General features: G+C 42.9%; 12 protein-coding genes. 1 reads left to right on the forward strand and 11 read right to left on the reverse strand.

Annotated features, from left to right (window positions below; genetic code table 11):
- Nucleotides 1-5: 5 nt before the first annotated feature.
- From AC1DV1_RS23855 to AC1DV1_RS23895, 9 genes are all read right to left on the reverse strand, one after another.
- Nucleotides 6-3,443, reverse strand: a complete 3,438-nt coding sequence (locus AC1DV1_RS23855) for a SusC/RagA family TonB-linked outer membrane protein (protein WP_477364570.1) — start codon at nucleotides 3,441-3,443, stop codon at nucleotides 6-8.
- Between the two features lie 163 nt (nucleotides 3,444-3,606).
- A complete protein-coding gene (locus AC1DV1_RS23860) occupies nucleotides 3,607-4,728 on the reverse strand; it encodes a FecR family protein (RefSeq protein WP_477364573.1) in 1,122 nt (373 codons plus the stop codon).
- A 193-nt stretch (nucleotides 4,729-4,921) separates the two neighbouring features.
- Nucleotides 4,922-5,518 carry an RNA polymerase sigma factor gene (locus AC1DV1_RS23865; protein WP_477364576.1) on the reverse strand — a complete coding sequence of 199 codons (597 nt, stop codon included), beginning with the start codon at nucleotides 5,516-5,518 and terminating at the stop codon, nucleotides 4,922-4,924.
- Between the two features lie 397 nt (nucleotides 5,519-5,915).
- Entirely contained in the window at nucleotides 5,916-8,069 is a 2,154-nt protein-coding gene (locus AC1DV1_RS23870) for a glycoside hydrolase family 31 protein (protein ID WP_477364579.1), read from the reverse strand.
- A 204-nt stretch (nucleotides 8,070-8,273) separates the two neighbouring features.
- Nucleotides 8,274-9,881 (reverse strand): RICIN domain-containing protein, encoded by a 1,608-nt coding sequence (locus AC1DV1_RS23875; RefSeq protein ID WP_477364582.1) that lies wholly within the window; start codon nucleotides 9,879-9,881, stop codon nucleotides 8,274-8,276.
- A gap of 260 nt (nucleotides 9,882-10,141) precedes the next feature.
- Nucleotides 10,142-11,119 (reverse strand): BT_3987 domain-containing protein, encoded by a 978-nt coding sequence (locus AC1DV1_RS23880; RefSeq protein ID WP_477364586.1) that lies wholly within the window; start codon nucleotides 11,117-11,119, stop codon nucleotides 10,142-10,144.
- Nucleotides 11,120-11,148: 29 nt separating this feature from the next.
- Nucleotides 11,149-12,942 carry a RagB/SusD family nutrient uptake outer membrane protein gene (locus AC1DV1_RS23885; RefSeq protein WP_477364589.1) on the reverse strand — a complete coding sequence of 598 codons (1,794 nt, stop codon included), beginning with the start codon at nucleotides 12,940-12,942 and terminating at the stop codon, nucleotides 11,149-11,151.
- Between the two features lie 25 nt (nucleotides 12,943-12,967).
- Complete coding sequence (locus tag AC1DV1_RS23890) at nucleotides 12,968-16,279, reverse strand: TonB-dependent receptor (protein WP_477364593.1); 3,312 nt, start codon at nucleotides 16,277-16,279, stop codon at nucleotides 12,968-12,970.
- A gap of 214 nt (nucleotides 16,280-16,493) precedes the next feature.
- Complete coding sequence (locus AC1DV1_RS23895) at nucleotides 16,494-17,648, reverse strand: FecR family protein (RefSeq protein ID WP_477364596.1); 1,155 nt, start codon at nucleotides 17,646-17,648, stop codon at nucleotides 16,494-16,496.
- A 121-nt stretch (nucleotides 17,649-17,769) separates the two neighbouring features.
- Between AC1DV1_RS23895 and AC1DV1_RS23900 the strand changes: the two genes are divergently transcribed.
- Nucleotides 17,770-18,342, forward strand: coding sequence for a sigma-70 family RNA polymerase sigma factor (locus tag AC1DV1_RS23900; RefSeq protein ID WP_477364599.1), 573 nt, complete (start codon nucleotides 17,770-17,772; stop codon nucleotides 18,340-18,342).
- A 73-nt stretch (nucleotides 18,343-18,415) separates the two neighbouring features.
- Here the strand turns inward: AC1DV1_RS23900 and AC1DV1_RS23905 are convergent, their stop codons facing one another.
- Together AC1DV1_RS23905 and AC1DV1_RS23910 are read right to left on the reverse strand one after the other, a co-directional pair.
- Nucleotides 18,416-19,678, reverse strand: coding sequence for a PQQ-dependent sugar dehydrogenase (locus tag AC1DV1_RS23905; RefSeq protein ID WP_477364602.1), 1,263 nt, complete (start codon nucleotides 19,676-19,678; stop codon nucleotides 18,416-18,418).
- Nucleotides 19,679-19,787: 109 nt separating this feature from the next.
- Nucleotides 19,788-22,991 (reverse strand): glycoside hydrolase family 2 TIM barrel-domain containing protein, encoded by a 3,204-nt coding sequence (locus AC1DV1_RS23910; RefSeq protein ID WP_477364605.1) that lies wholly within the window; start codon nucleotides 22,989-22,991, stop codon nucleotides 19,788-19,790.
- Nucleotides 22,992-23,427: the final 436 nt, after the last annotated feature.

Here is a 23,427-nt window from a genome sequence, read left to right on the forward strand (position 1 = left end):
CATTATTAAAATGTGGCTTGTATTGAACATGTTAAACTGCGGGCATAAGGGTAAGTAATACCCCGCTCCGTTTCAATGCTTGATGTATGGAACACATCGTTGACCGTAAGCGTAGCCCTAACCATTTGCATCCCTATCTTTTTGGCAATTCTTTTTTTGATATCGTACGATAGATTGAAAGAAGGAAGATCGAAAGTGTTTTCCTTTTGCACAAAGCGCGAGGTAGCATAAGACGTACCCAGATCGGCAATGTTTTTATACAAGGCCACGTCGCCGGGTTTCTGCCACCTTTGTGCCAGGGCGCGGCTATCCACATTAAAACGAGGATCAGCGTTTTCAACCCTGTCAATCAAGGTTTGGTTAAATTGTTGGCCGCCAAATCTGTAATGAAAAGTAAAACTCAGCAAGAATTGTTTATAGGTGATATTGCTGCCTATGTACCCTTCAACCTTTGGTTCAGAATCGCCAATGGGTTGTGTATCGGCAATATCATAAGTGTAAGTTAAGGAGCCATCCCTTTTAACCAGGAGCTCTTTACCGTTTTCAGGATCGATACCTAATGATTTTACACCCCAAATGGTATTGATGGATTGACCTTCTGCAAAGCGCAACAAAGGGGTACCCTGTACACCGTTACTGGCGTTTGACTGGTAATCATCGACACTTTTATTGTAGGCTTTTAACGCGTTAGATATCTTAACAATTTTATTGGTATTGTGCGATAAGTTGCCGATGATATTGATATTCAAGTCTTTTGACCGGTAAGCATTCGCAGTTAAATAAAGCTCGTAACCACGGTTGCCCATATCACCTAAATTGGCTTTATAAGTACTGTAACCTGTAGATGGTGCAATGTTGATATCAGACAGTAAGCCCTTGGTAAGTTTATAATAGTAATGGGGATTAAGTACAATGCGGTCTTTAAATAAGCCTAACTCCAATGACAAATCAAAATTGTTGGTTTTTTGCCATTTGAGGTCGGAGTTCCCATACCCGTTAACCGTTGCGCCAACACCTGTTGAGTACCAGTTTGATGTTTGATAAGTATAAGTGGTATTGGACAACGATGGTGGAAAATCAACAGAGCCGGTAATACCTGTTGACGCCGTTATTTTTAATCTTGAAATAGATGGAAAGTTGTTTTTAATAAAATCCTCATAATGCATATTCCAACCAATACCGGTAGCCCAGAAAGGTGCAAAACGTTGATTTGAACCAAAAGCCGAAGAACCATCAAGGCGGAACGTAGCATCAAACAAATACTTGTTTTTGAAGGAATAGCTACCACTAAAAAAGGAGCCTATCAACCTGCTTGCGGCATCATTCCCACCTGGCGCTGCATCGGGCGCATAAGTACGGGCAAAACCAATGTTGGTAAATTTGTCATTTGAAAAACCGCGGGCCTCAAACGCTTTATAACTTGAAGTAGCCGAGGTGATATTTGAACCTAAAGTGGCATTTACGGAATGATCGCCAAGTTGCGCATTGTAAACAAACCTTAAGTTACCGTCAAGCTTTAAAGAGTTGTTAGCCACGTAATCGTAACTGCCCCTGTTTTGAATATCGGCAGTGGGGCCGTAAAAAAAGCTATTGCTTAAGGGCGATACAAATGCATCTGAGGTTTGTTTGGTATCGGTAACGCTCATTAAACCAATTAACCGCAAGCCTTTAAAAATCTTCCAATCGATTGAAATGTTATCCAGAAGTTCCAGGTATGCCGACTTGTTGAAATTACCCAGGCTGGCTTCAAATAACGGATTATAAACAGGTTCGTTCCTATATTGGCCGTTTACTGGATCATTATAATGGGTGTCTATCACCCAATTGGCTATTTCCCTGATGTAATTGCCGTTTGCATCCTTTATAGGATAGTAAGGGTTCATACTTACGTAAGTAGAAAAATCGCCGTATTTTGATACAACAGAGTTCACCTGGCTTACAGTAACCTCATTTTTTATTAAAACATTGCGGCTGGGATTGTAAAAGAAACTCATTCCGCCGGTATACTGGTTACGTGACGACCCTTTCATTACACCTGGATTGGTTTGATACCGTAAATTGATACCGTACCTGAAGGTTGAATCGCCGCCTTCGGCATATAGTGAATGTTTATGCCCATATGAATTAATAAGAGGTTGTGATAACCAGTAGGTATTTATCCCACTTACTACATTGCGCAGTTTGCTGTAATATTCATTATCTAACTGATCCTGGCTTGATGCCGTGTTATTCACAGCACTATATAAGCCTGCAAGCTTTTCGTATTGTAGTTTGTCGGCAGCGTTTAATACGTGGTACCCGGTAAGGTCTGGCGCTTGTACTGTAAGCTGGTAGTTGTATGAAAGCTGCAGTTTACCCGGTATTGGCGCTTTAGTTGTAATTACAATTACGCCGTTTGCCGCCCTTGAACCGTATACCGCGGTGGCAGCAGCATCTTTTAAAATAGTTACCGACGAGATGCGGTTCATATCCAAATCCACCACTTTTTCTAAAGAAACCTCAAAACCATCAAGTAAAAAAACAGGCAGGTTATAGGTACTTGACAGGTTATTTCGATCAATGATTTCGCCATTTACCGATGGCAAAGTGGTTGAACCACGAACGGTGATCTTTGGCAAAGCGTTAGGATCGGACCCGAGCAGGTTATTGTCCRCAATTCTTAGCGAAGGATCAAATGTCGCTATACTTTTAATCAGGTTTTGAGGGTTTACCCGCTGTAAGTCGTCGCCCTTGATCACAATGGCACTACCTGTATAGTTGTCTTTTTTAATAACCTGGTAACCGGTGATCACCACATCGCTAATGGTGCTGTTTTTAGATAACAGGTTTATCTTTAGATACCCGCCATTTTTAATGGTTACTTCTTTAGTTTGGTAACCAACATATGAGAATGACAATACGTCGCCCTGCAAAACACTTAACGTAAACTCGCCGCTGGCGTTAGTCTGCGTGTATTGGGCTTTATTTTTTACACTGATGTTAACACCGATTAACGGAATATTTGCCACCGAGTCGATCACTTTGCCCTGGATAATTACAGGAACGGCAAAGCTGCCTGTTGCGGCACCCGGAGCACGTTTTTCAGGAACCTTGCGACTGATCACAACGGTTTTATTGATAATGGTGTAATTCAGGTCGAGTCCTTTTAAACAGGTCGTTAGAGCCATTTCCAGGGAGGTGTTATCGATATCAATGTCCTGGGTTTGTTTCAGGCTGATCTTTTCCGGGTAAAAGAACATATACCCTGTTTGTTTTTTAATGTCTTTAAAAATAGTTTCGAGCGATGCATTATGCCTTTTGATGGTTACATTTTGCGCAAAAGTTGCCGCAGATAAGTGTAAGGCACAAATGAATACAAATATTGTAGTTAGTTTGATGATAGCGTGTTTTTGCTTTAACCCCCGTAATAAGCAAAGAAGAGGGTAAAGAAATTTTAATTTCATACTTTTGATTTAGAAATAGGTGATAATTAAGCAGGATACCGGTCAAAGTTTACTGCTTGCCTTTTTGATAGCCGGGAGATTAGCGTCTTTCGGCTTTTCTTTCTTTTTGCGGAGGTTTTTAGTATGATTTTATCATAGGCGATTTTTCGTTTTAGGGTTTAGTTTAATCATTAGTTGAATGTGGGTTATAGGATACGATAAGGTTGTTATCTTTTTGTTCGAAATGTACCTGGTAAAGCTCCAGGATTTTTAACACATCACTTAAATTGCTGAACCTGGAAATTTCGCCATGAAATTTCTCATCAGAGATGGTTCCTGAGTAGCTTACATCAACATTGTACCAGCGTGATACCTGGCGCATAATTGTTTTAAGATCATCGCCGTCAAAAGAAAAAATGCCATTTTTCCAGGCTACTTCTTTTTCAGTATCTACCTCTCTTTTCAGCAAACCACCCTGATCTCCGGATACACTTTGCTGCCCGGGCGCAATAATGGTTTTAGCATATTGGTTACTAACTTCGACAGAGCCCTCAAGCAGGGTTGTTTTAATACTGCTCTCATCAGTATATGCATTTACATCAAAATGGGTACCCAGTACCCGCACGGCTTGAAAACCCGATTTAACTATAAATGGCATGGCCTTGTTTTTGGCCACTTCAAAGTAAGCCTCGCCCGTCAATTCCACCTGCCGTTCTACGCCTTTAAATACAGCAGGAAAACGAAGGGACGACATTGCGTTTAGCCAAACTTTGGTACCATCTGCCAGAATAAGCTGGTATTGACCGCCTTTGGGGGTTGTTATCGTATTAAAACCTGCCTCAGTATCTTCTTTTCCTTTCGCAGCGTAGCTAAGTTGTCCATCGGCAACTTTAAGCACGGTTACATTGCCTTGTGTAGCTATATTGCCGTTTTTGGCACTGTTAAGTATAATTTTATTGCCGTTTGCAAGGGTTAAGAAAGCCTTATTACCACCAGGCGGAATATTAGCTACCTGCATATTAGTTTGCTTAACATCCTGTTTATTTAAAAGCAGATAAAAGCCGAGCGATAATAAAATTAATATAGACGCAGCTATAGGCATCCATAATTTCGCAGGATGTAATTTTTTAACCTTATTACCTTCCTCCTCTTTTCCCGGTGATCCCAATTCTTCGTCCATCGATTCCGAAAGGTATTGGTCGAGTTCGCCTTTTTCGGCCAGGTGAAAAAAAACCTCCAATTCTTCGTCGGTCGACTTTTTCTCCAGGTACCGTTTTACAAGCTCTTTGTAATGATCTTTATCCATAAAAACAGATTTCTACGCCTAAGACAACGAAAAGTCGCCTGTAGGGTAGCTGAATTTTATAAAAAGTTAAAAAAAAGTTAATATTGACGAGAATGGTGGCCAAATTACAGCGCGACGACAGAAAAATCAGGTATAGAATAAGGATTACCTGCCGAAAACAGAAACAATTGACAAAGGCGATCAATACCAATGTCTAATAACGGGATACTATTGCAAAAAAAACAGTCAAAGAGATACCAAGTTCTTTTTTTAAGGAAAAACTCAGCGCTTTCATAGAGGCTACCATATGATTTTTTACCGCATTCCTTGAAATTCCCAGTTCCTGTGCTACTTCGTCGTAAGTTTTTTCCTGTTCGCGGCACATATAAAATATTTCCCTTGTTCTTGGCGGCAGGCCTTCTAATATCCGCCTTAAAAATGCAAGGTATTCCTGGTGTATCAATTCATCTTCGGTACTATTTCTGGCCGCAATAAAGCTATTTACAACCAGGCCCAGCGCAGCTTCGGAGCGAAAAGCCGCCTTCATGCTATTCAGGGTATGATTTTTTGCTACTGTAAATAAATAGCTTTTAAAAGAGGTGACGGCCAAAAGGTTAGTCCTGTTTTCCCATATTTTTATAAATACTTCCTGCGTAAGGTCTTCTGCCAGTAATGGCGAGTTAACATACTTCATTACAAAGTGATAAATCAACCCTTTATACTTTCCAAATAAGCGGGCAAATGCCAATTCATCACCTGCAATCATTTTTTGCAGAAGTTGCTGATCATCATACATATGGCCTAATCTCACGAGACATCAGAAATACCAATTTAACAATAAAACATACAGTAAATTCAAATTTAGTTAAATAAACAGGATTTTTAGTAATAAATATACCAATAAAAACACTAAATATATCCATGAGCGCGAAACAGGGCCAGCCGGCGCAATAGTTGCCCGTTCCTGCACGGGTTATGAGTAAAAAACACGTTGAATATGGACGACACCGGCTAAGCCCAATCCAGCTGCCAATCCATAAACGCTTTAGAGCTGTATCTGTTAACAATCTGGTAGACACTGCCAAGGAGCCAGGCTGCAAATTCTTCCATTACTACCGGGGTGCCATCGTCAACAAACTTCGTCTTTCATCGACTGGAAATATCCATTGAGGTCCGACTCTCCGACATAGCAGCATGTAGTAGGAATTTTACCTGATCACTTCCCATTTTGCAATATAGTACCTGCTGCCTTTGAAAGCACCGGCTTTTTTTACCACGCCCTTACCGTTCTGATAGTTTAAACTAAGGGTGTTGTATTTTCCCTTTTCAAAGTCGAAGGTAACGCCATCGTCTTCGAATAAGGAGAAAGGCTTCGCCTGATCGCCATACACATAGCAGGTAAGTTCGAAACGGGTTTCCGGGCTTATGTATTCAACCGGCCTTGCCAAAGGCAATATGGTGCCCTCTTTCACAAATATTGGCAAATCGGTATAGTTGGTTTTTATTATATATTCCTGACCGCCAGGATATTTTTTACGGGTGTTGAAATCGTACCAGTTACCTGCAGGAAGGTAAACCTTGCGCTCGTCGCTATTTTCGGTAAGCGGAGCAGCCAAAATTCCCTGTCCAATCATATATTCATCATCTATATTGAACACTTTCGGATCGGTTGGATAATCAACAACCAGGGCTCTGAACGGCGGGATTCCCTTTGTATGGTAGTCGGCAAAAGCACTATACAGATAAGGAACCAGGCTCATCCTGAAATTAAGGAGTTTACGTACATCAGCCTCCACAGCTTTCGCGTTCTCCATAAACTCGTTTTTATTGTTTTTATCTCTGTTGATTTGCAGCCATGGCGGATTTTGCAGATACCAGGAATTGTAAAGTGTTTGAGCAGAAAGTACCGCCGTTTGACTGCGGCGCATCAGGTCGGCAACCGACCTGGATTCCCTGACCTCGGGCGACCAGATCAATCCTGAAAACCCGGAATTACTGATCATCTGGATATATTCATGGTGATCGTAGGTATCACTATAAAGCGATGCAGGATAAGAGGAGGCAAATGCATTGGAAGCGCGCACATCCAGAAAAGTTCGGGTGTTAAGTTCTTTATAAATATTATAAACTGTTTTTTGATATACAATACCGAAAACCTGGTGCATTTGCTCGCCGTTAATTCCTGAGGGAAAACGACTATGTTCAGGGAAGCTCCAGGTGGAATTTCCCGTCGTCAGGTTGGAGTTATCACACTCATCCATTTTAAAGCCCGAAACACCTTTCAGAACAAAGGTTTCCTTATGATAGTCGGCAAATAATTTACTGGCGCCAGGATCAACAAAATCCGGGACAAGGCCATTCCAAACCAGGTAATCTCCCGATTTATTTTTAAGGGGCATATAAAGCGGCGATTTAGGATTTACGAACGCATGTTCCCACAGGTTAATGTGAAATCCTTTAGCTTTCATGGTATCTATAAACTTGTCGTGATCAGGGAAAAAATCTTTATTCCACACATACGAACAGGAATAGGCGGTTGTTTGCCATTTCGGTTCCAGGCCCAGCACATCGCAGGGAATATCATTCGCCCGGAAATAATCGGCCATCTTTTCTACCTGCTGTTGGTTAAAGTCTGCTTTTAAGCGGTACTTAACGCCGAGGCCCCACATAGCAGGCAAGGCGCCGCCGCCCGAAAATAAGTTATAACGCTGTAAAACATTGATCAATTCAGGACCTTCAAATATATAAACCTCAACGCCCTGCACACCCGGAACATCTACAGCAACATAGCCGGAGGCCGGGCGATCATTTTTATACAGTTCTTCAACAGAGTTACCGCTTTTGCCATCATTTACATGAACCGCACCCGTATTTTTAGCGGTGCTGCCGCAGTAAAAGGTGGTGTAATGAGAAGTATTCACCAGTACGCCATAACCCTTGTTCGATACGTAGAATGGCATGGGTGCATGGGTATATCCCAGATCGTGTGAAGGGTTATCATTAACTATCGGCTTTTTTCTAAGGCCTTTTTGATTAAAAGACCCCATTTGCAGGCCGAATCCATAAAGCTGTTCTTCGTTGTCTAAAGGTATCTCAACAAGCACCCCGCGATCAGAAATATTGATCTTAATATCATTGACATTGAACGGCAGTTTGGCTTCAGGCAATTCGCTCATCTCTGCTACCATCGGTTTTTCATCACAGAAGCTATATGGCGAAAATTTTTCCGGCTGGCCCGATGTTAGTTTTTTTACGCCCGGTGCAACAGTTGCTACCTGCGCCGGCTGTTGTGCGACAGCAAAAAAGTAAATATTGTGAAGTAAAACAAGCAGCAGCAAGCTAATACGGGTTGTAAATTTCATAAACAAATATACAATTGTTAGTCACTTGTGATGGCTTGGAGTTTGCTATCGGGTCTCGAAAATGCATTCAATCAGTTTTAAACAACAGCGACCGGAATTGGGGTATAAAAAATTATCAAAGTGCAGGCTTTTCACTGCCAATGTCAATTGCCTGTATTATCTAACACAACAGCAAAAAACCTGCACCTGAAGATGTAACGCTTACTATTGGATTAACCAACGTTGGGCAGCCCCACCGTTCCAACCCCATTGAACAAGTTTATAACCATTTACAGATGAGCTGGAATTGTCCAACGCTCCGTTTGTAGCCTGGTTCCATATTTTGTAAGTACCATCCGATTGCTTGTCAACCCACCAGCGCTGGTTGGTATTCCTGGCTGGCGTGTACTGGATAAGCTGTAGCCCGTTGGTTGTGGCACCTCCCGGCACATCTAATGCAAGCCAACTGTATTGACTAACAATATTCCATGAATTATCTTCGTTTTGGGTAAAGTTCCACTTTTGGCTCAGCCCGTTATTCAATCCCCATTGTACCACTCCGGTTCCGTTGCCGCTCAGGCTGCCGTTATCTACTGCGATACCATTTTGACTGCTCACAATAACATGTACACCGGCAAGGTTATCGGGTTGCGAACCTGGCGTGTATTGCAACCACGCCACTGCGCTGGCAAACTTACTTGTGGTTAAGCTATTATCTGTTGGCGTAGCCTGGTCCCAACCGTTCCAGGTAATATTATAGTCGGTGCGGCGGTTGTTCCAAATAGCGGTTGCGTTTTGCGCCATCCATGGGTAATAGGTGCTCCACATGTGGTTATCGCGTACAAAATGGCCAAGTCCGCGGGCAAATTCATCGCCCCAGGTATTCAGGTAGCCTGCGTTGTTGGTGATGATACCATTGGTGGTCATATTGTTTTTCACATAGTCGATAGATCGTTTGGCATCATTGTAATAATTAATATTGCCGGTTACCTGGTACAGCAGGTTGGCAAAATCAACAAACGTACCCTGGTTATAAACGGCCGCCCCATGATCTACCACATTGTTACGATCTATCCCCGTGTAAACCTGCCCGGTACTTGAATTGTAAATATGATTCCAAACCCAGTCATATATCTGGGTAGCTTTGGTTAAGTATGCCTGATCATGCGTGCTTTGGTAAATAAGACAAGCCACCTTACCTAAGCTATTATTTGATAAAGCCTCCTTGTTTATTGGCTGCCCTGCCGGTGTCATATTGGGTTGTTGCTCCCAAATGCCACCGCCATTATATTGGGTATCCCAACCGCGGGCGTAGGCCATATCAAAACCATATTTGGCCTGCGTTAGAAAATTAGCGGTACCTGTCATCTGGTAACCACGAATAAGCGCCAAAGAAAACCAGCCAATATCATCATTCCAGCCATCCCATGTCCATGGTGGTTGGGTGTTTTGCAGCCAGGTATTGCATAAGTTATTTACCAACGTTTTATGTGCGGCGCTCCCAGTGCGCTCGTAGGCATCTTCGGCCACTAAAATATCCAGTGATGCAACCCAGGTACCGTCAGCAGTACCATCATTAATGGCTTTTTTGTAATACGTTTGCCCGCCCGAGTTTACCAGGAACGCGTTATTATATGCGTTAAAGGCGGCATCGGCATTGCCGGCATTGGCCGCGCTGGTGTGTACAGCCAGCTTTGCCCCACCCGCCGTTTGCCCGGCGTCTGTTTTAGGGGTTTCTGTTTTCTTACAAGCCGAAAACATAACGGCTACCCCGGCTGCAATCGGGATAATGCCCCTCATCAGCTTGTTGTTTTTCAAATGGTTTTTCTTCATAACATTGTTTTTATAGATTGTTTAAAATGGTGCTGGTTAGTGATGGCAGCAACAGGCAACAGGCAACAGGAATGCCTGCCGGGATTTTCCCGGAAAAGATTTTTTTTCATATAGTGTAGGGTCACAATTTAAATTTTACTCACAAATAGCCGCCCCCCCCAACATTGCAATTATGGGTTGATCAGTAATACCTGTTATCAAACTTAAAATGGCAGAAACCTATAGGTGGACGGCAGCATTCCACCTATAGGGTATTATTTTTAAAAAGCGTTCAATTCTGCTACCTGCATGTAGGATGCGTTGTAGGCCGAATTGATGGTCACTTTAAAGTACCGCGCGTCTTTGAACCCGCCCGGGAGAAATTGTTGTTGCAGGTCCTTATTATTCAACAGGTTAAACGTGCCCGCGTCAACCCACTTAATATTATCAACACTTACCTGTACATTAACCTCATTGGGTTTGCCACCGCCATCGCCCTGCCTGCCTACAAATGATAAGCCGTGCAAGGTAGCTACCGCGCCCATATCAATAATAATATAATGTGGAGGCCCCGGTGACGCGCCCGACCAATTGGAATGCCAAAACGTGTTTACATTACCATCCAGTGCAAATATCGCGCGGCCATTGTTGGGCCCTTCGCCGCTTGCCTCCTGTGATGAAAAACCTATAACCTGCCATTTTGATCTGTCGTAATTTGGGTAGTCATTAAAATCTGGCTGGGCCTTTACCTGGTAAAAGGTAGTACGTAGTGTTTGATTTACCTTGGCAGCTGTAGTGGAGATACTTACAGGCAATAGGTATGTTTTTAAAGCATCCATAGCATCCGCGCCTTTGGTTTTAAAGGATATAGTGAACGGACTTGTGCTTAACTGCCCTTTAAGAATAGTAGCAGTTGGGTTTGATAGTGTATAACTCCTGGCTGGCAAAAGTGTATAATTGGTTTTGTTTACCACATTGAAACTATCAACCATGGCGCTATTTACGGTAAAATTGATTGGTATATCGGTTGTTGGATAGTTTTGCCCGCCAAAATTTGCTCCGTAAGTAGCGGTTTGTGCGCTATCGGTTATTTTAAAAGTTTTAACTACCGGGTTATTTACAGCTTCGGGCATATAAACCTGGCTATAGCTATCAACGGGCTGGTTTGGTAAATCAACTTTATCCTTACAGCTATAAAGCAAGCTGCTGCCGGCCAGGCCGGCAAACAATATAAACTTTGAAATATTTTTAGTTAACATAACTTGAATTTTTAAGGTGAATAACTTGATTACCATCCTGGATTTTGAACAACCAGTTTTGATCTGTCCATATCATACTGGCTTATAGGGAACCAATAAGATGCCGGCGCGCGGAAAAGATGGTTGCTTGCTACAACACGATTAAAAAAATCATTGCCATCCTTGTTGATATTCATACCATGAACGGCGCCCATAACCTGGGGTGCAATTTTCCACCGGCGGATATCAAACCAGCGTTGCTGTTCAAAAGCAAGCTCAACCCTTCGCTCGGCCCAGATACGTGTACGCATATCTGCCTGGCTTGGCGGTACAGGGATAGGTTTTGCACCACTTCCATATAGCGGGATGCCTGCCCTGTCTCTTATCAAATTCAGGTATTTGACAATATCGGCGTTGCCGGGTGCATATTCGTTCAGTGCCTCGACATAGTTTAAATAAATTTCGCCAAGCCTAAAAAGAATTTCGGGCCGTGACTGGGCAGCGCCGTTACCGCCCGACCCTCCGTTGGTTTGCGTACCAATATTTTTCCTGACCAGATAGCCGGTTTTCGACCAATCTGTAGGGTGCCCGTTTTTGCCGTTGGGCCCGCTTACAAAAAACGAGATGGGTGCCGCACTTTTCATATTACCACCCTGGAAAATACTGTTGTTATAAGTAACCGACGCATAAAAACGCGGTTCGCGATTCACATACATATTGTAAACCGAAACACCATTCACCGTGGTAAAACCAGTTTCTGAATAGGCAGATGATTCATGAATAGGCAAACCATCGTTCATATAATAAGAATCTACCTGCTCCTGTGTTACGGCTACACCATTCCAGCCGCCGGCCTGGCGGGGCATCGAGTTTACATCATATGATGGTAAATTGTTGTCCTTACGCACAAATATCTGCTCGGAGTTCCACGGAATAAGGAATATATTCTGGTATGATTTTACCGGATCGCCACCAGGGTCTTTATATAATGAGTACAAACCCAGGTCAATTACGGCTTTGGCAGCATCGGCAGCCTTTTTCCATTTGGCAACGTCATAACTTTGGTTAATCATTGGTTTGCCATCCTTATTTTTAAAGCTGGCCAAATCGGTATTGCCGTTATATAATGGGCTTGCCGCATATAGCAACAACCGCGACTTAACCGCAAGCGCCATGCCTATCGTAACGCGGCCGTACTGCACATCGCTTGCCTGCCCATTGTTTGAAGGCACCTGCGGCAACACCGCCGCGGCTTTATCCAGTTCGCTGCTCACGTAGTTTACACAATCATCAAAAGAACTGCGCGGTATTTGCATATCATTGGCTGTGGCATCGGCAGGAATTTCTTTATCCCCCATCAATACTACCGGGCCATATTGCCGCATCAGTAAGAAGTAGTAGTAAGCCCGTAAAAACCTGGCCTCGGCGATATATTGATCTATCAGCTGTTGGCCGTTAAGCGCTAAAATTTCTGCATTGCCTGTAATATGATTTATAAAATAAGTAGCTGAGCGGATGCCGTTGTAATAATGGTTCCATTTATCAAAAAGCGCGTTGCCTGCGCTAATGTTACCAATATTAAGATCGTAAATGGTGTATTTAGACCACGTTACATCAGCCTCGTCGGCATTGCCAAGCCATGGATTTTGTGTCCATTGATCAGCCTCGTCATCAACATAGCTGTATACATTGGCCAGGTATTGCTCCGACGGACCCTTTTTTTGAAAAATCTGTTCTATCGTAACACGGTCGTTAGGCACCTGGTCAAGGTATTTTTTGCACCCGGTACACGGCAATATTAAAATGAGCATTGCCACGCTATATTTTATGATTGTATTTTTCATATCTGTTTATATTTGATAATAACCACTATTTAAAGGTGCATTTTAAACCCAGGTTATAGGTTTTAAGCAATGGGTACTGCGCACCCCGGCCGTCTCCCAATTCAACATCCCATAGTTTAAATCCACTTACAGTCCACAAATTGTAGCCGATAAAATAAATGCTCAGATTTGACATTCCTGTAGGTTTTAACCAGCTTGCGTGCGCAAAATCATAGCTTAGCTCCAGTGTCTGCATCCGCATAAAGGCGCCATTTTTAACCCACCATGTACTGTTTACATAGTTCATATTATCGTTGCCATAGGTAAGTCTTGGGTAAAGTGGATGAGGGTTGGTGTTGGTAGGTGTCCAGCGGTCTGTTATCTGGGCAAGCAGGTTGCCACGTTCGCCACCCTGGCTAAAGGGCTGCAGGCCATCGCCATTCAATGAAATATCCACATCACTAATTCCCTTAAACCATGCTCCAAGTGCAAAACCCTTATAGTTTATAGTAGGCCCAAAGCCGTAAACAATTGCGGGAATACTGCCGTGTCCAATTGGCCCCTGGTCATAGCTGTCAATTTTCCCGTCGCCATTTAAATCCTTGTATTTAATATCTCCGGCTTTGTTTGTGCCTGTTTGATAAGGGCTGTTTGCCACATCGGCATCATTCTGAAATAGCCCCAAAGCGGTATAGCCAAACCGCTGACCAACAGGGCGGCCAATCCGTTGCTGCCATGGGTATGGCCAGGGAGCGTTGGCATCATTAATGTTGATCGCTTTATTATAGGTAAAGTTTCCGCGAAGCCCCAATTGCCAATCTTCTCCAAGGCGTTTGGTAACCTCCAGCGAGGCATCTACTCCCCTGTTGTGTATTTCGCCCAGGTTGGCATACGGAAGTGATAATAAACCTGTGTAGGTAGGCACATCGCCACGCTGGCGGAATATACCAGTACGGTATTCCTGGAAAACATCGGCTGTAAGGGATATCAGGTTATCCAGCATTTTTACCTCTAAACCTAAATTTTGTTTTTTTGCTTTTTCCCAGGTCACGCTTACGGCATAATCGCCAATATCCAGTCCGTTGATGGTTTGATTGGTTCCGTTTTGGCCGTAAGAGTAATTTCCATTACCACCGCCTACCGTTGATATATAAGCGAAACGACGGCCGCCAATATTACTGTTACCAACAACGCCATAGGAGTAACGCAGCTTCAGAAACTGAAACACATCCGAAAGTGGTTTAAAAAACTTCTCTTCAGATACTACCCATCCGGCGCCGAATGAGGGGAAGAAACCAAAGCGATGATCGGGCGCAAAGGTTTCTGATCCGTTGTATCCAAAATTGGCTTCGGCCAGGTATTTATTATCGTAAGCATAGGTAACGCGCCCGGCCAGGCCCATGTACCGGTAAGGTATCGAGCTAATAAAATCGCCGGCAAAAGCATCTTCTTTATCCGATTGATTAAACAAAACCAAACCTGTAAAACTATGCTTACCTACGTTGTTACTGTAGTTTATTGCAGCTTCGTCATAAAACTGGCGGGTGCCTCCATTGCTGCGGCCGTAACCCAAAAAGCTGGTACCTATGGATGTTTTATCGAGCAAAAGATTGCCTTGTGCATCGCGCCCGGTGGCCAAATAGCCATCTACCGTTTTGGTACGGCTGATGATATGGGCATTGTAATTATCAAATGAGAACATGCCCGTTATTGACAACCCTTTCAACCAAAAGCCCAAATCCTGAGTAACGCGAATATTGCTCCACAGCTGGCTTTTAAACTCGGTTACGTAGCCGCTTTGGGTGAGCAGGTTATAGGGGTTTAATACATCGCCCGTACGGATCTGTGAATGCAGTCCATTTGAATATACCGGCGGAATGATAATTGGCGGTAATAAATATGCCGAGCTCCAGATGGCATCTACCGAACTGCCGGGATAATTACCATTGCTTATCCAGCCCGAAGCGCCAAAATCAACCTTGGTGGTTTTGGTAACTTTGAGCGTTAAGTTTGATGTAAAATTGTACCTGTTAAACTTAATAGCCGAGTTATAGTTGGCCAATTGGTCTGTTTTATACAAACCGGTTTCATCGTAGTAGCCTAAAGACAAGTAATACTGTGCGCTCTCCGACCCGCCGTTGGCGTTAACGCGGGCGCGGCGGTTTTGGCCTGTTTTGTTAAACAGTGTTTTAAACCAATCCACATTGGGATAAAGGTCTGGATCCGAGCCATCGGCCGTTTTTTGGATCCTGTCCTGCGAATACTTAGGTAACGGATCATTGGGGTTACTGTTCCTGTTGGTCTCATTGGCCATCTCCATATAAGTTACCCCATCAGCAAACTTCGGGATTTTGGTAAATTGGGTAATTCCCTGGTCGTACTGGGCATTAATGATAGGCTTACCAACCCGCCCTTTTTTTGTTTGAATAAGAATTACCCCGTTGGCACCACGCACGCCATACACAGCCGTTGCCGATGCATCTTTCAGGATACTGAAACTGGCTATATCTTCAGGATCTACATTACCAAAATCACGTTCCACCCCATCTACCAAAACAAGCGGACTGCTATTGGTGAAGGTAGAGATACCGCGGATGTAGATCTCGGCATTATCATAACCAGGCTGCCCGCTGCGTTGCACGCCTATAATGCCCGCTACGCGCCCGGCAAGCACATCGGTAATATTGGCAACCGGCATTTTCAAATCTTCGGCCTTTACGGTACTTATAGCGCCAATAACGCTTACCTTTTTCTGTTGCCCGTAAGCTACCACCACCACATCGCTTAGGCCTGTTGATGATTCTTTAAGGGTTACATTGATCCGGGTAGCATTATTTACAGGAATTTCCTGCGGGCTATAGCCAACAAAAGTAAAAACCAGGGTACCCGTACCATCGGGAAGTTTGATTGTGTAAGTACCATCGCCCCTGGTTGATGTACTTATGTTACCATCTTTTAACTTAACGGTTACTGCCGGTATGGGCAAGCCTTTTTCATCAACAACCTTACCGGTTACGGTTAATGACAGAACCTGTTGTGCAATAACAGCTGTATGGCTGCTAACAGCCCTTCGCTTAATAACAATCATGTTCTGGATCATTTCGTAGTTTAAGGGTTGCTGCGAAAAGCATTTATCAAGCACTTTTGTTAAGGGCTCGTTTACAACGTTTATACTGATAGGCTTAGCCTCCTTCAGCATTTTATCATCGTACACAAATTCAACACCGGCCTGGCGGTGCAATTGTTTAAACACATCTAAAAGCGAAACATCTTTCACTTTCAGGCTAATGTTTTGCGAATAAGTAGCGGCACTTACATGAAGCAATGCCGCTATTAATAAAACAAACGTGAGTTTCATTATCAGCAAAAATTTTGATAGGATACGGGAACCCCTTTTGCACGGGAATGCAATAGAAAATTTATACATTTGGTTAAGGTTAGTAATTAATTGGTTGTAAGAAATAATCAGTTATTGATCCTTAATGCCGAAAGGTGTTTTGACCGGGGGTACTTCGACCTACTCCTGGTCTCTTTTGTTTTAAGGATCGTTATGAAGTTTAAATAGGTAAGGGTTAATCCATCACAACTACCCTCCTTCCGTCTATTTTAAAGTGAACAGATCCGGTTGCCTCCAAAGCCTTCAGCACAACATCAATATTTTTATATCGTGAAATAGTGCCTCCAAAACTGCTTTGGTTGGTGATGTGTTGAAAAACGATATCTACATTATACCATCGCCCAATTTTTAACATAATATTGTGCAAACTTTCGTTATCAAACACAAAAAAGCCATCCTTCCAGGCCACAACATCGGCCGTATTTACATCTTTGATGCTAAAGCCTGCATTATGAACACCGCAGGTACCCTGTTGCCCGGGGGCAAGCAGCGCGTTGCCTGCCAGCGAATGCAGCTTAACCGCACCCTCCAGTAATGTGGTTTTAATTTCGTTGTCTTCGGGGTAACCCATTACATTAAAATGAGTACCTAATACCCGCACATCGGTACCGTTAACAGATACCTTAAATGGCATGGCCTTATTTTTGGCAACCTCAAAATAAGCCTCGCCAATGAGTACAACCTTACGCTCTGTACCGGCAAATGCAACCGGATATTTTAATGACGATGCCGAGTTAAGCCACACTTTTGTACCATCGGCCAGTACTGTTTGAAAAATACCGCCACGGGGTATTGTCAGTAAATTACTATCTGGAGCGGCAGTTATTTTTTGTTTATTATTATTTTTATTATTTTGAAAATAAGCCAAAATTCCATTATTTATTTTTTTTATAATAACATTACCACTACCTGCTACCTGCCCGTTTTTAGCGTATTGAAGTATGATAGATTTACCATTGGCTAATGTAAGATAGGCCATCTTTTTTCCGGGGCGAATACTACTTACAACCTGTTTTTTATCGCCATGTTTGGCAACGTAATGCCATCCCCAAAAACCTATGGCAAACAAAAATACTATCGATGCGGCATAACCCATCCAGGTGGATGGCCGGCGTTTATGAATGGCGATTACAGGTTGAAAATCAACACTATCTGCCATTTTATCCAAAATCAGCTTTCGTGTTTGTTCCTTATCGCCCAGGGTATCATCCCAATCGTTGTTTAACAGTTTTATCTCCTCATAATAACGCTCCAAAAGGGCCTTTTCCTCATCGGTACATTGCCCCGAAAGAAACTTTTCGTAAAGTGAAATAAAATCCTGTTTTGACATTTGGCGGTTTATATAAGTATAGTACCTCATCCTTAAAAAAACTCACATACTTTTTTGAATTTTTTTTATTTTATTGTATGATTATCAATTTTTTTTGATTATTTTTAAGATACCAATTATAATGTTAGAGCTTATCAAAACAGATATCCAACTATGGCACGCCGTACGTAAGGACGATGAAATAGCATTCAATATGCTGTTTGATCGTTACTGGGTAAGCCTGTACAAAACAGCCCATTATTACCTGGATGATCACGAGGTTTGTGCCGAGGCCGTAAACGATGTTTTTGTAAGTATCTGGAACCGGCGAAAGGAACTGGAAATTGAATCCTTTTTTAATTTCATGCAAACTTCGGTTCGGTTTCAAATTTACAAACGCCGCAAGGCGGCTAAACTCGATATTGTTTTTAACGACAGCTTGATTGCCGATGTTAGCTATCAATCAAACGAAGGAGAGATACGCATACAGCAAACAGAAATTAACAACCAACTAAACGGTCACCTGGATAAGCTGCCCAAAAGATGCCAGGAAATTTTTGAATTGAGTCGTTTTGACAATTTATCGAACCAGGAAATTGCAGATAGGCTGCAGATATCCAAACGCACCGTCGAAAATCAACTGGCGTTGGYCGTAAAACACCTTAAAGTTTGCTTTAAGCACATTTACCTTTTGATATTCATCCACCTCATGTAATTTAGGATGTGCTTATCCAAAAATACGGTAAAAGAAAAAGGCTGCCCAGTTGAGCAGCCTTTTTCTTTTAGTATTAGTTCTTCACTATTTTATAAACGCCTCCTTTAACAGCGCCTGGCCCGGTATCGGCGTTGGTGAGCATAAATAATTCTCCGGCGGCATCTTCCCCAAAACCGGTGATCTTTAAATCGGGTGGAAGGTTTTGCAGGCTTACCTTACCCCTTTCCCATTTAGTACCTGCCTTTTGCAGGTAGTAAATCGGCCCGGCCCAGTCGGCAAAAAAGTATTTGCCTTTTAAAACAGGTACTTGCCTGCCGTTGTAAACATAGCCGCCGATAACAGATACGCCTTCTTTGTGGGGATACTCTGATATGGGCATGGTGATACCCCTGGTATCAGAACCGTTAGCAGGATTGTAAGGATGTGTTCCTTCAAATAACCTCCAGCCATAATTGCCGCCCTTTTTTACAATATCAACCTCTTCCCATAAATCCTGGCCAACATCACCGGCAAATAATTGGTTGGATGCTTTGTCAAAAGAAAACCGGTAAGGGTTACGGAAACCGTAGGCCCATATTTCGCCCCTTGCATCTTTACGTCCTACAAAAGGATTATCTTTTGGTACTAAATACCCCTGTGGTGTGTTGATATCAATACGTAATATTTTACCCAGCATGATATCCATTTTTTGGCCGTTACCTATTTCGCCATGCTTATCGCCCTGGCCGCCGCCATCGCCAAATGAAAAATACAGGTAGCCATCGGGCCCAAACTGTAAACAACCGCCATCGTGGTTACCGTCTGGCTTTTCCTGTGTAAGTATGATACGGCCACTGGCTGGCTCAATGGGGCCTGTGTTTGCGGGTGCCTGATATTCGGCTATCACATCCATATGGTCGGATTTATTTGCCGATGGCGCGCTATAAAAAACATAAAATTTGTGGTTGATTTTAAATTTGGGATGCAGGGCTATCCCCAACAAGCCGCGTTCCTCGTAACCATTGTTCACTTTTATCATTTTGCTTTTTAAATCGAGCAAAGGTTCATCAAGCAATTTACCGTTCCTAATGATGCGGATCTTTCCCTTTTGCTCCAACACCCAGGTATCCCCATTGCCCGGAAAAACAATGGCAGTAGGTGCTTCCAGGTTATTAGTAACCAATTGCACTTTCAGGGTTATGGGCGTAGGATCGGCCTTTACTTTAACAGGTTTTAATTTAGGAACTATGTAGGATGGACAAATAATAACAGCAACGCCCAAGGCAAGTAATGCAAAAGCGCCTTTGCGGATTGCCGGATATGCAGGTAGAAGTTTATTGATTAATACTTTTTTCATAATAGTTTGTTGGCAGGTGTGTAAGTTTAAGTGGTATACTTTGCAAATAAAGGGAGCAACGTATAGTCGCTCCCCAAGCATTTGCAATTATAAACAATTAACCAGATTGTTACTTTTTACCCAATAGTTCTATACAGTAACTGAAGGCAGTAGTTTTTGCGTGTACCCGGTACTGCTCTAAAGGGCGCGGACCGCAGCCATATGAGCCCACACCCAAGGTTTGATGGCTAATACACAACACAGTTCCCTTACTTTTTGGCAAGTCTATTTTATACTCCACATCCGTCATTTCTTCATCGCTGTAAGGCAATGCTGTTACCTGGAACAGGTCGGTTTGTTTTTTTATAGCTATACCCAAACCATTTGCTGCGCTTACATTAGCCCATCTTACATCCTCGTGGTTACCGCAATCCATCGGTTTTTCATATGGGGTAAGCTGTTGGGCTATGCTGCTAAAGTAATGGCCTACATCAAACCCGCTTTTTCTATCGCCATAGTTTTCCATCGGGCCGCGGCCAAAGTATTCAAATTGATTAAGGTCTTCCTTTAAAAACATCCGTACGCCCAACCTGGCTAATATTAGTTTAGCATCGGCATTAAAACTGACGTTATTATCAACCTTGATAATGCCATTACTGTTAATGGTATAAACTACCTGGTGGTGTACAACAAATGCGTTTTTACCGGTGCCGGTAAGGTTTGCTGTTATAGCCACATCGCCGTTAGCAAGTTGCGCGGCCTTCGCCTCTTCGGTTTTCCAGGCTATTTCTTTTAAGCCATATTTAACCCAATCGTCGTAAGCCCACATATCATCTTTACGATGCGGGGCACGCCACAGGTGCAACATTGGGCCGCCGTTGTCGCGTAAAACGTTTTGGCCATCTTTTTCCATTTTTGAAAAAGTGCCTTTCTCTTTATCAAACTCCAACTTAAAACCTGCACCTTTTACCTTGATATCGTTTTTTGAATCAGATAGGGTTAGTTTGCCGGCTACCGGGCGTACCACGGCGGCAGGGATAGCTACTGGTAATTCTAATTGCTGGGCCGCAACTTCAAATCCTTTTTTGGCCCATAATTTATCGGCTGCCAGATCAAATGATACCCTTAAAAAGTATTCGGCGCCAGCTTTTGGGGTGATATTGTACGGAATTTTTATATCCTGCTCCTGTCCTGGCTTAATTTCTTTTAAAGCTAAATTGCCAGATGATATGGTGGTACCGTTTTCTGTTACCTCCCATTTAGCAGTTAAACCATTCAGGTTGATGAACTGGTAACGGTTTTTGATGGTAACCTCGCCGTTTCTCAGATCTTTTGCTTTGATGCTGATCCATTGGTAAGCATGCTTCAACTCGGGGTAGTGTGGTTTTAAAGAACGATCGGAAAACACCACACCTTTATGAATAAAATATTGATCATTTGGATACTCGCCAAAGCCACCACCAAAAGCGGTTATGGGGTGTTTAGGATCGCGGTTGTTGTAAATACCCTGATCCTGCCATTCCCAAATGGCACCGCCCAGTAGCTGCGGATATTTATCAAACAGGTCATTATAAATATCTACCGACCCCATGGAGTTGAACATGGCATGCGCGTATTCGCACAGGTAAAAAGGTTTGGTGAGCGTTTTATCATTGGCATGTTTTTCAAGGTTCTCTACATCGGTATACATTTCGCTGTCCATATCGGCCGGATTGTTATTGCCAATGCCAAAACCTTGGTAATGCGTTGGGCGGGTTGGGTCGATGTCCTTAATCACCTTTAATATAGCCCGGAAGTTTGAGCCGCCGCTGCCGCACTCATTACCCAGCGACCAGATAATAACCGATGGGTGATTTTTAAAATTCTCCACGTTGGCCACGTTACGGTCAATCAACGCGGCTTTGATCCTTGGTTCTTCGTTAAATTCATCCCAGGCTCCATGGCTCTCCAGGTTAGCTTCGGCAACCAGGTAAATACCATACTGGTCGCACAGTTCGTACCAACGCGGATCGTCAGAATAATGGCAGGTGCGCACATGGTTACAATTGGCTTGTTTAATCAATACAATATCCCGTATCATTTGCTCTTCGGTAACCGCATGGCCATCGTTTGGCCAGTTTTCATGCCGGTTAACGCCTTTTAGTTTGATAGGCACGCCATTCACCAAAAACAAACGTCCTTTAATCTCGATGTTCCTGAAACCGGTGCGTGACGATATGGTTTCTACCGTTTGGTTTCCGTCGGCTATTTTAACAACGGCGGTATAAAGCTTAGGTGTTTCCGCGGTCCACTTTTGTGGATTGTTTACATGGAAGGTAGCTTCAACCACCGCTTCCTCACCGGGTTTTAATGCAGGGATAGCCTTTTTGGTAGTGGCTCCCGGTACAGGTACCAAACCGTTGTACAAAGCCACATCCAGTAACCTGGCTTTAACAGGTGTGGTACCATAGTTTTTAATCTTGGCCGATACTACTACATCGGCATTCTTGTATTGTTTATCTAAATTGGTTTTTACAAAGTAATCACGGATATGCTCCTGCGGTGTGCTCCAAAGGGTTACGTTTCTGAAAATGCCGCTTAAGCGCCACATATCCTGGTCTTCCAGGTAGCTACCCGTGGTGAAGCGGTAAACCTCAACAGCTAAAACGTTTTTGCCTGATTTAATGTATTTGGTTAAATCAAATTCGGCGGCGTTGCGGCTATTTACGCTGTAACCTACCTTTTTACCATTTACCCAAATGAAGAAACCAGCGTCGACACCATCAAAGGTGATAAAGATATGACGCCCGGCCCAATCTGCGGGTACTGTAAAATCGCGGCGATAGCTGCCTACCGGATTACGTTCTTTAAACGCCGTATATTTTTCGGGCGGAGTGCTCATCACCCTCGGGAAATCCTTTTGAAAAATGTAGGTAAAGTTGCTATAGTATGGTGTACCATAACCTTCCACCTGCCAGTTTGAAGGCACTTTGATATCTTTCCAACCCGATACATCATAATCGGTTTTATAAAAGTTAACGGGACGTTTTTGAGGCCAATCTACCCAGTTAAATTTCCACAATCCGTTCAGGCTACGGCTAAACGATGATGCATGGCGGTTTGCCGCCAGCGCTTCTTTTAAAGATGCATAGGGCATCAGCGTAGCATGACTGGCCTCTTTGTTTATACCGATATTTTCGGGATCTTCAATTTCTTTGGGCACAAAAGCAGTATCAGATTTTGAAAGCCCGGTGCTTTGTTGTTGCTGAAAACCCCGGCTTATTTTATAAGTAAGAATAAAAATGGAGATCAATAAAAGTTTAGCAAGTTGTTTACTAAAAAGAGGGTTACGCATAGGTATTTATAATAAATTGAAATTGGTTACAGGACACGATATTAACAGCAAAGAAATATAAATTTCGGCTGCATAAATTGTCATTATATACATATTTATTGCCGTTATGTACATTTAAGTAACCGGTTTGTTAAATTATCCGGTATATAAAAGCATTTTTGTGAAGGGTATAATGTGACAATGAAAACCAGGGCAAATAGTTGCCCGTTTTTTTGATATTAGCTCAAAACCAATTATAATTACCCTTGGTCATCGTTAAAATAAAACCTTAATTCAAAGCGGATAGAGCTAAACTTTTTACGGCGTTAAATGAATATTAGTATTAATGAAAATTAAAATACCCTTTGAATTGATTTGTGCTAAGTTTATAAAGGCATTTTTTTTTCTTACGGTTTTTGCCTGCCTGGTTCCGGATGTAACGCTGGCTCAGCAGTAC

It is taken from the genome of Mucilaginibacter sp. P4_D1 (assembly GCF_056401935.1).

Excerpts from the sequence above, each read along its gene's own strand:
- AC1DV1_RS23895 (WP_477364596.1), bottom strand. The coding sequence starts at position 17,648 with ATGTCAAAACAGGATTTTATTTCACTTTACGAAAAGTTTCTTTCGGGG.
- AC1DV1_RS23870 (WP_477364579.1), bottom strand. The coding sequence starts at position 8,069 with ATGAAATTTACAACCCGTATTAGCTTGCTGCTGCTTGTTTTACTTCAC.
- AC1DV1_RS23910 (WP_477364605.1), bottom strand. The coding sequence starts at position 22,991 with ATGCGTAACCCTCTTTTTAGTAAACAACTTGCTAAACTTTTATTGATC.
- AC1DV1_RS23875 (WP_477364582.1), bottom strand. The coding sequence starts at position 9,881 with ATGAAGAAAAACCATTTGAAAAACAACAAGCTGATGAGGGGCATTATC.
- AC1DV1_RS23880 (WP_477364586.1), bottom strand. The coding sequence starts at position 11,119 with ATGTTAACTAAAAATATTTCAAAGTTTATATTGTTTGCCGGCCTGGCC.
- AC1DV1_RS23905 (WP_477364602.1), bottom strand. The coding sequence starts at position 19,678 with ATGAAAAAAGTATTAATCAATAAACTTCTACCTGCATATCCGGCAATC.
- AC1DV1_RS23890 (WP_477364593.1), bottom strand. The coding sequence starts at position 16,279 with ATGAAACTCACGTTTGTTTTATTAATAGCGGCATTGCTTCATGTAAGT.
- AC1DV1_RS23885 (WP_477364589.1), bottom strand. The coding sequence starts at position 12,942 with ATGAAAAATACAATCATAAAATATAGCGTGGCAATGCTCATTTTAATA.
- AC1DV1_RS23860 (WP_477364573.1), bottom strand. The coding sequence starts at position 4,728 with ATGGATAAAGATCATTACAAAGAGCTTGTAAAACGGTACCTGGAGAAA.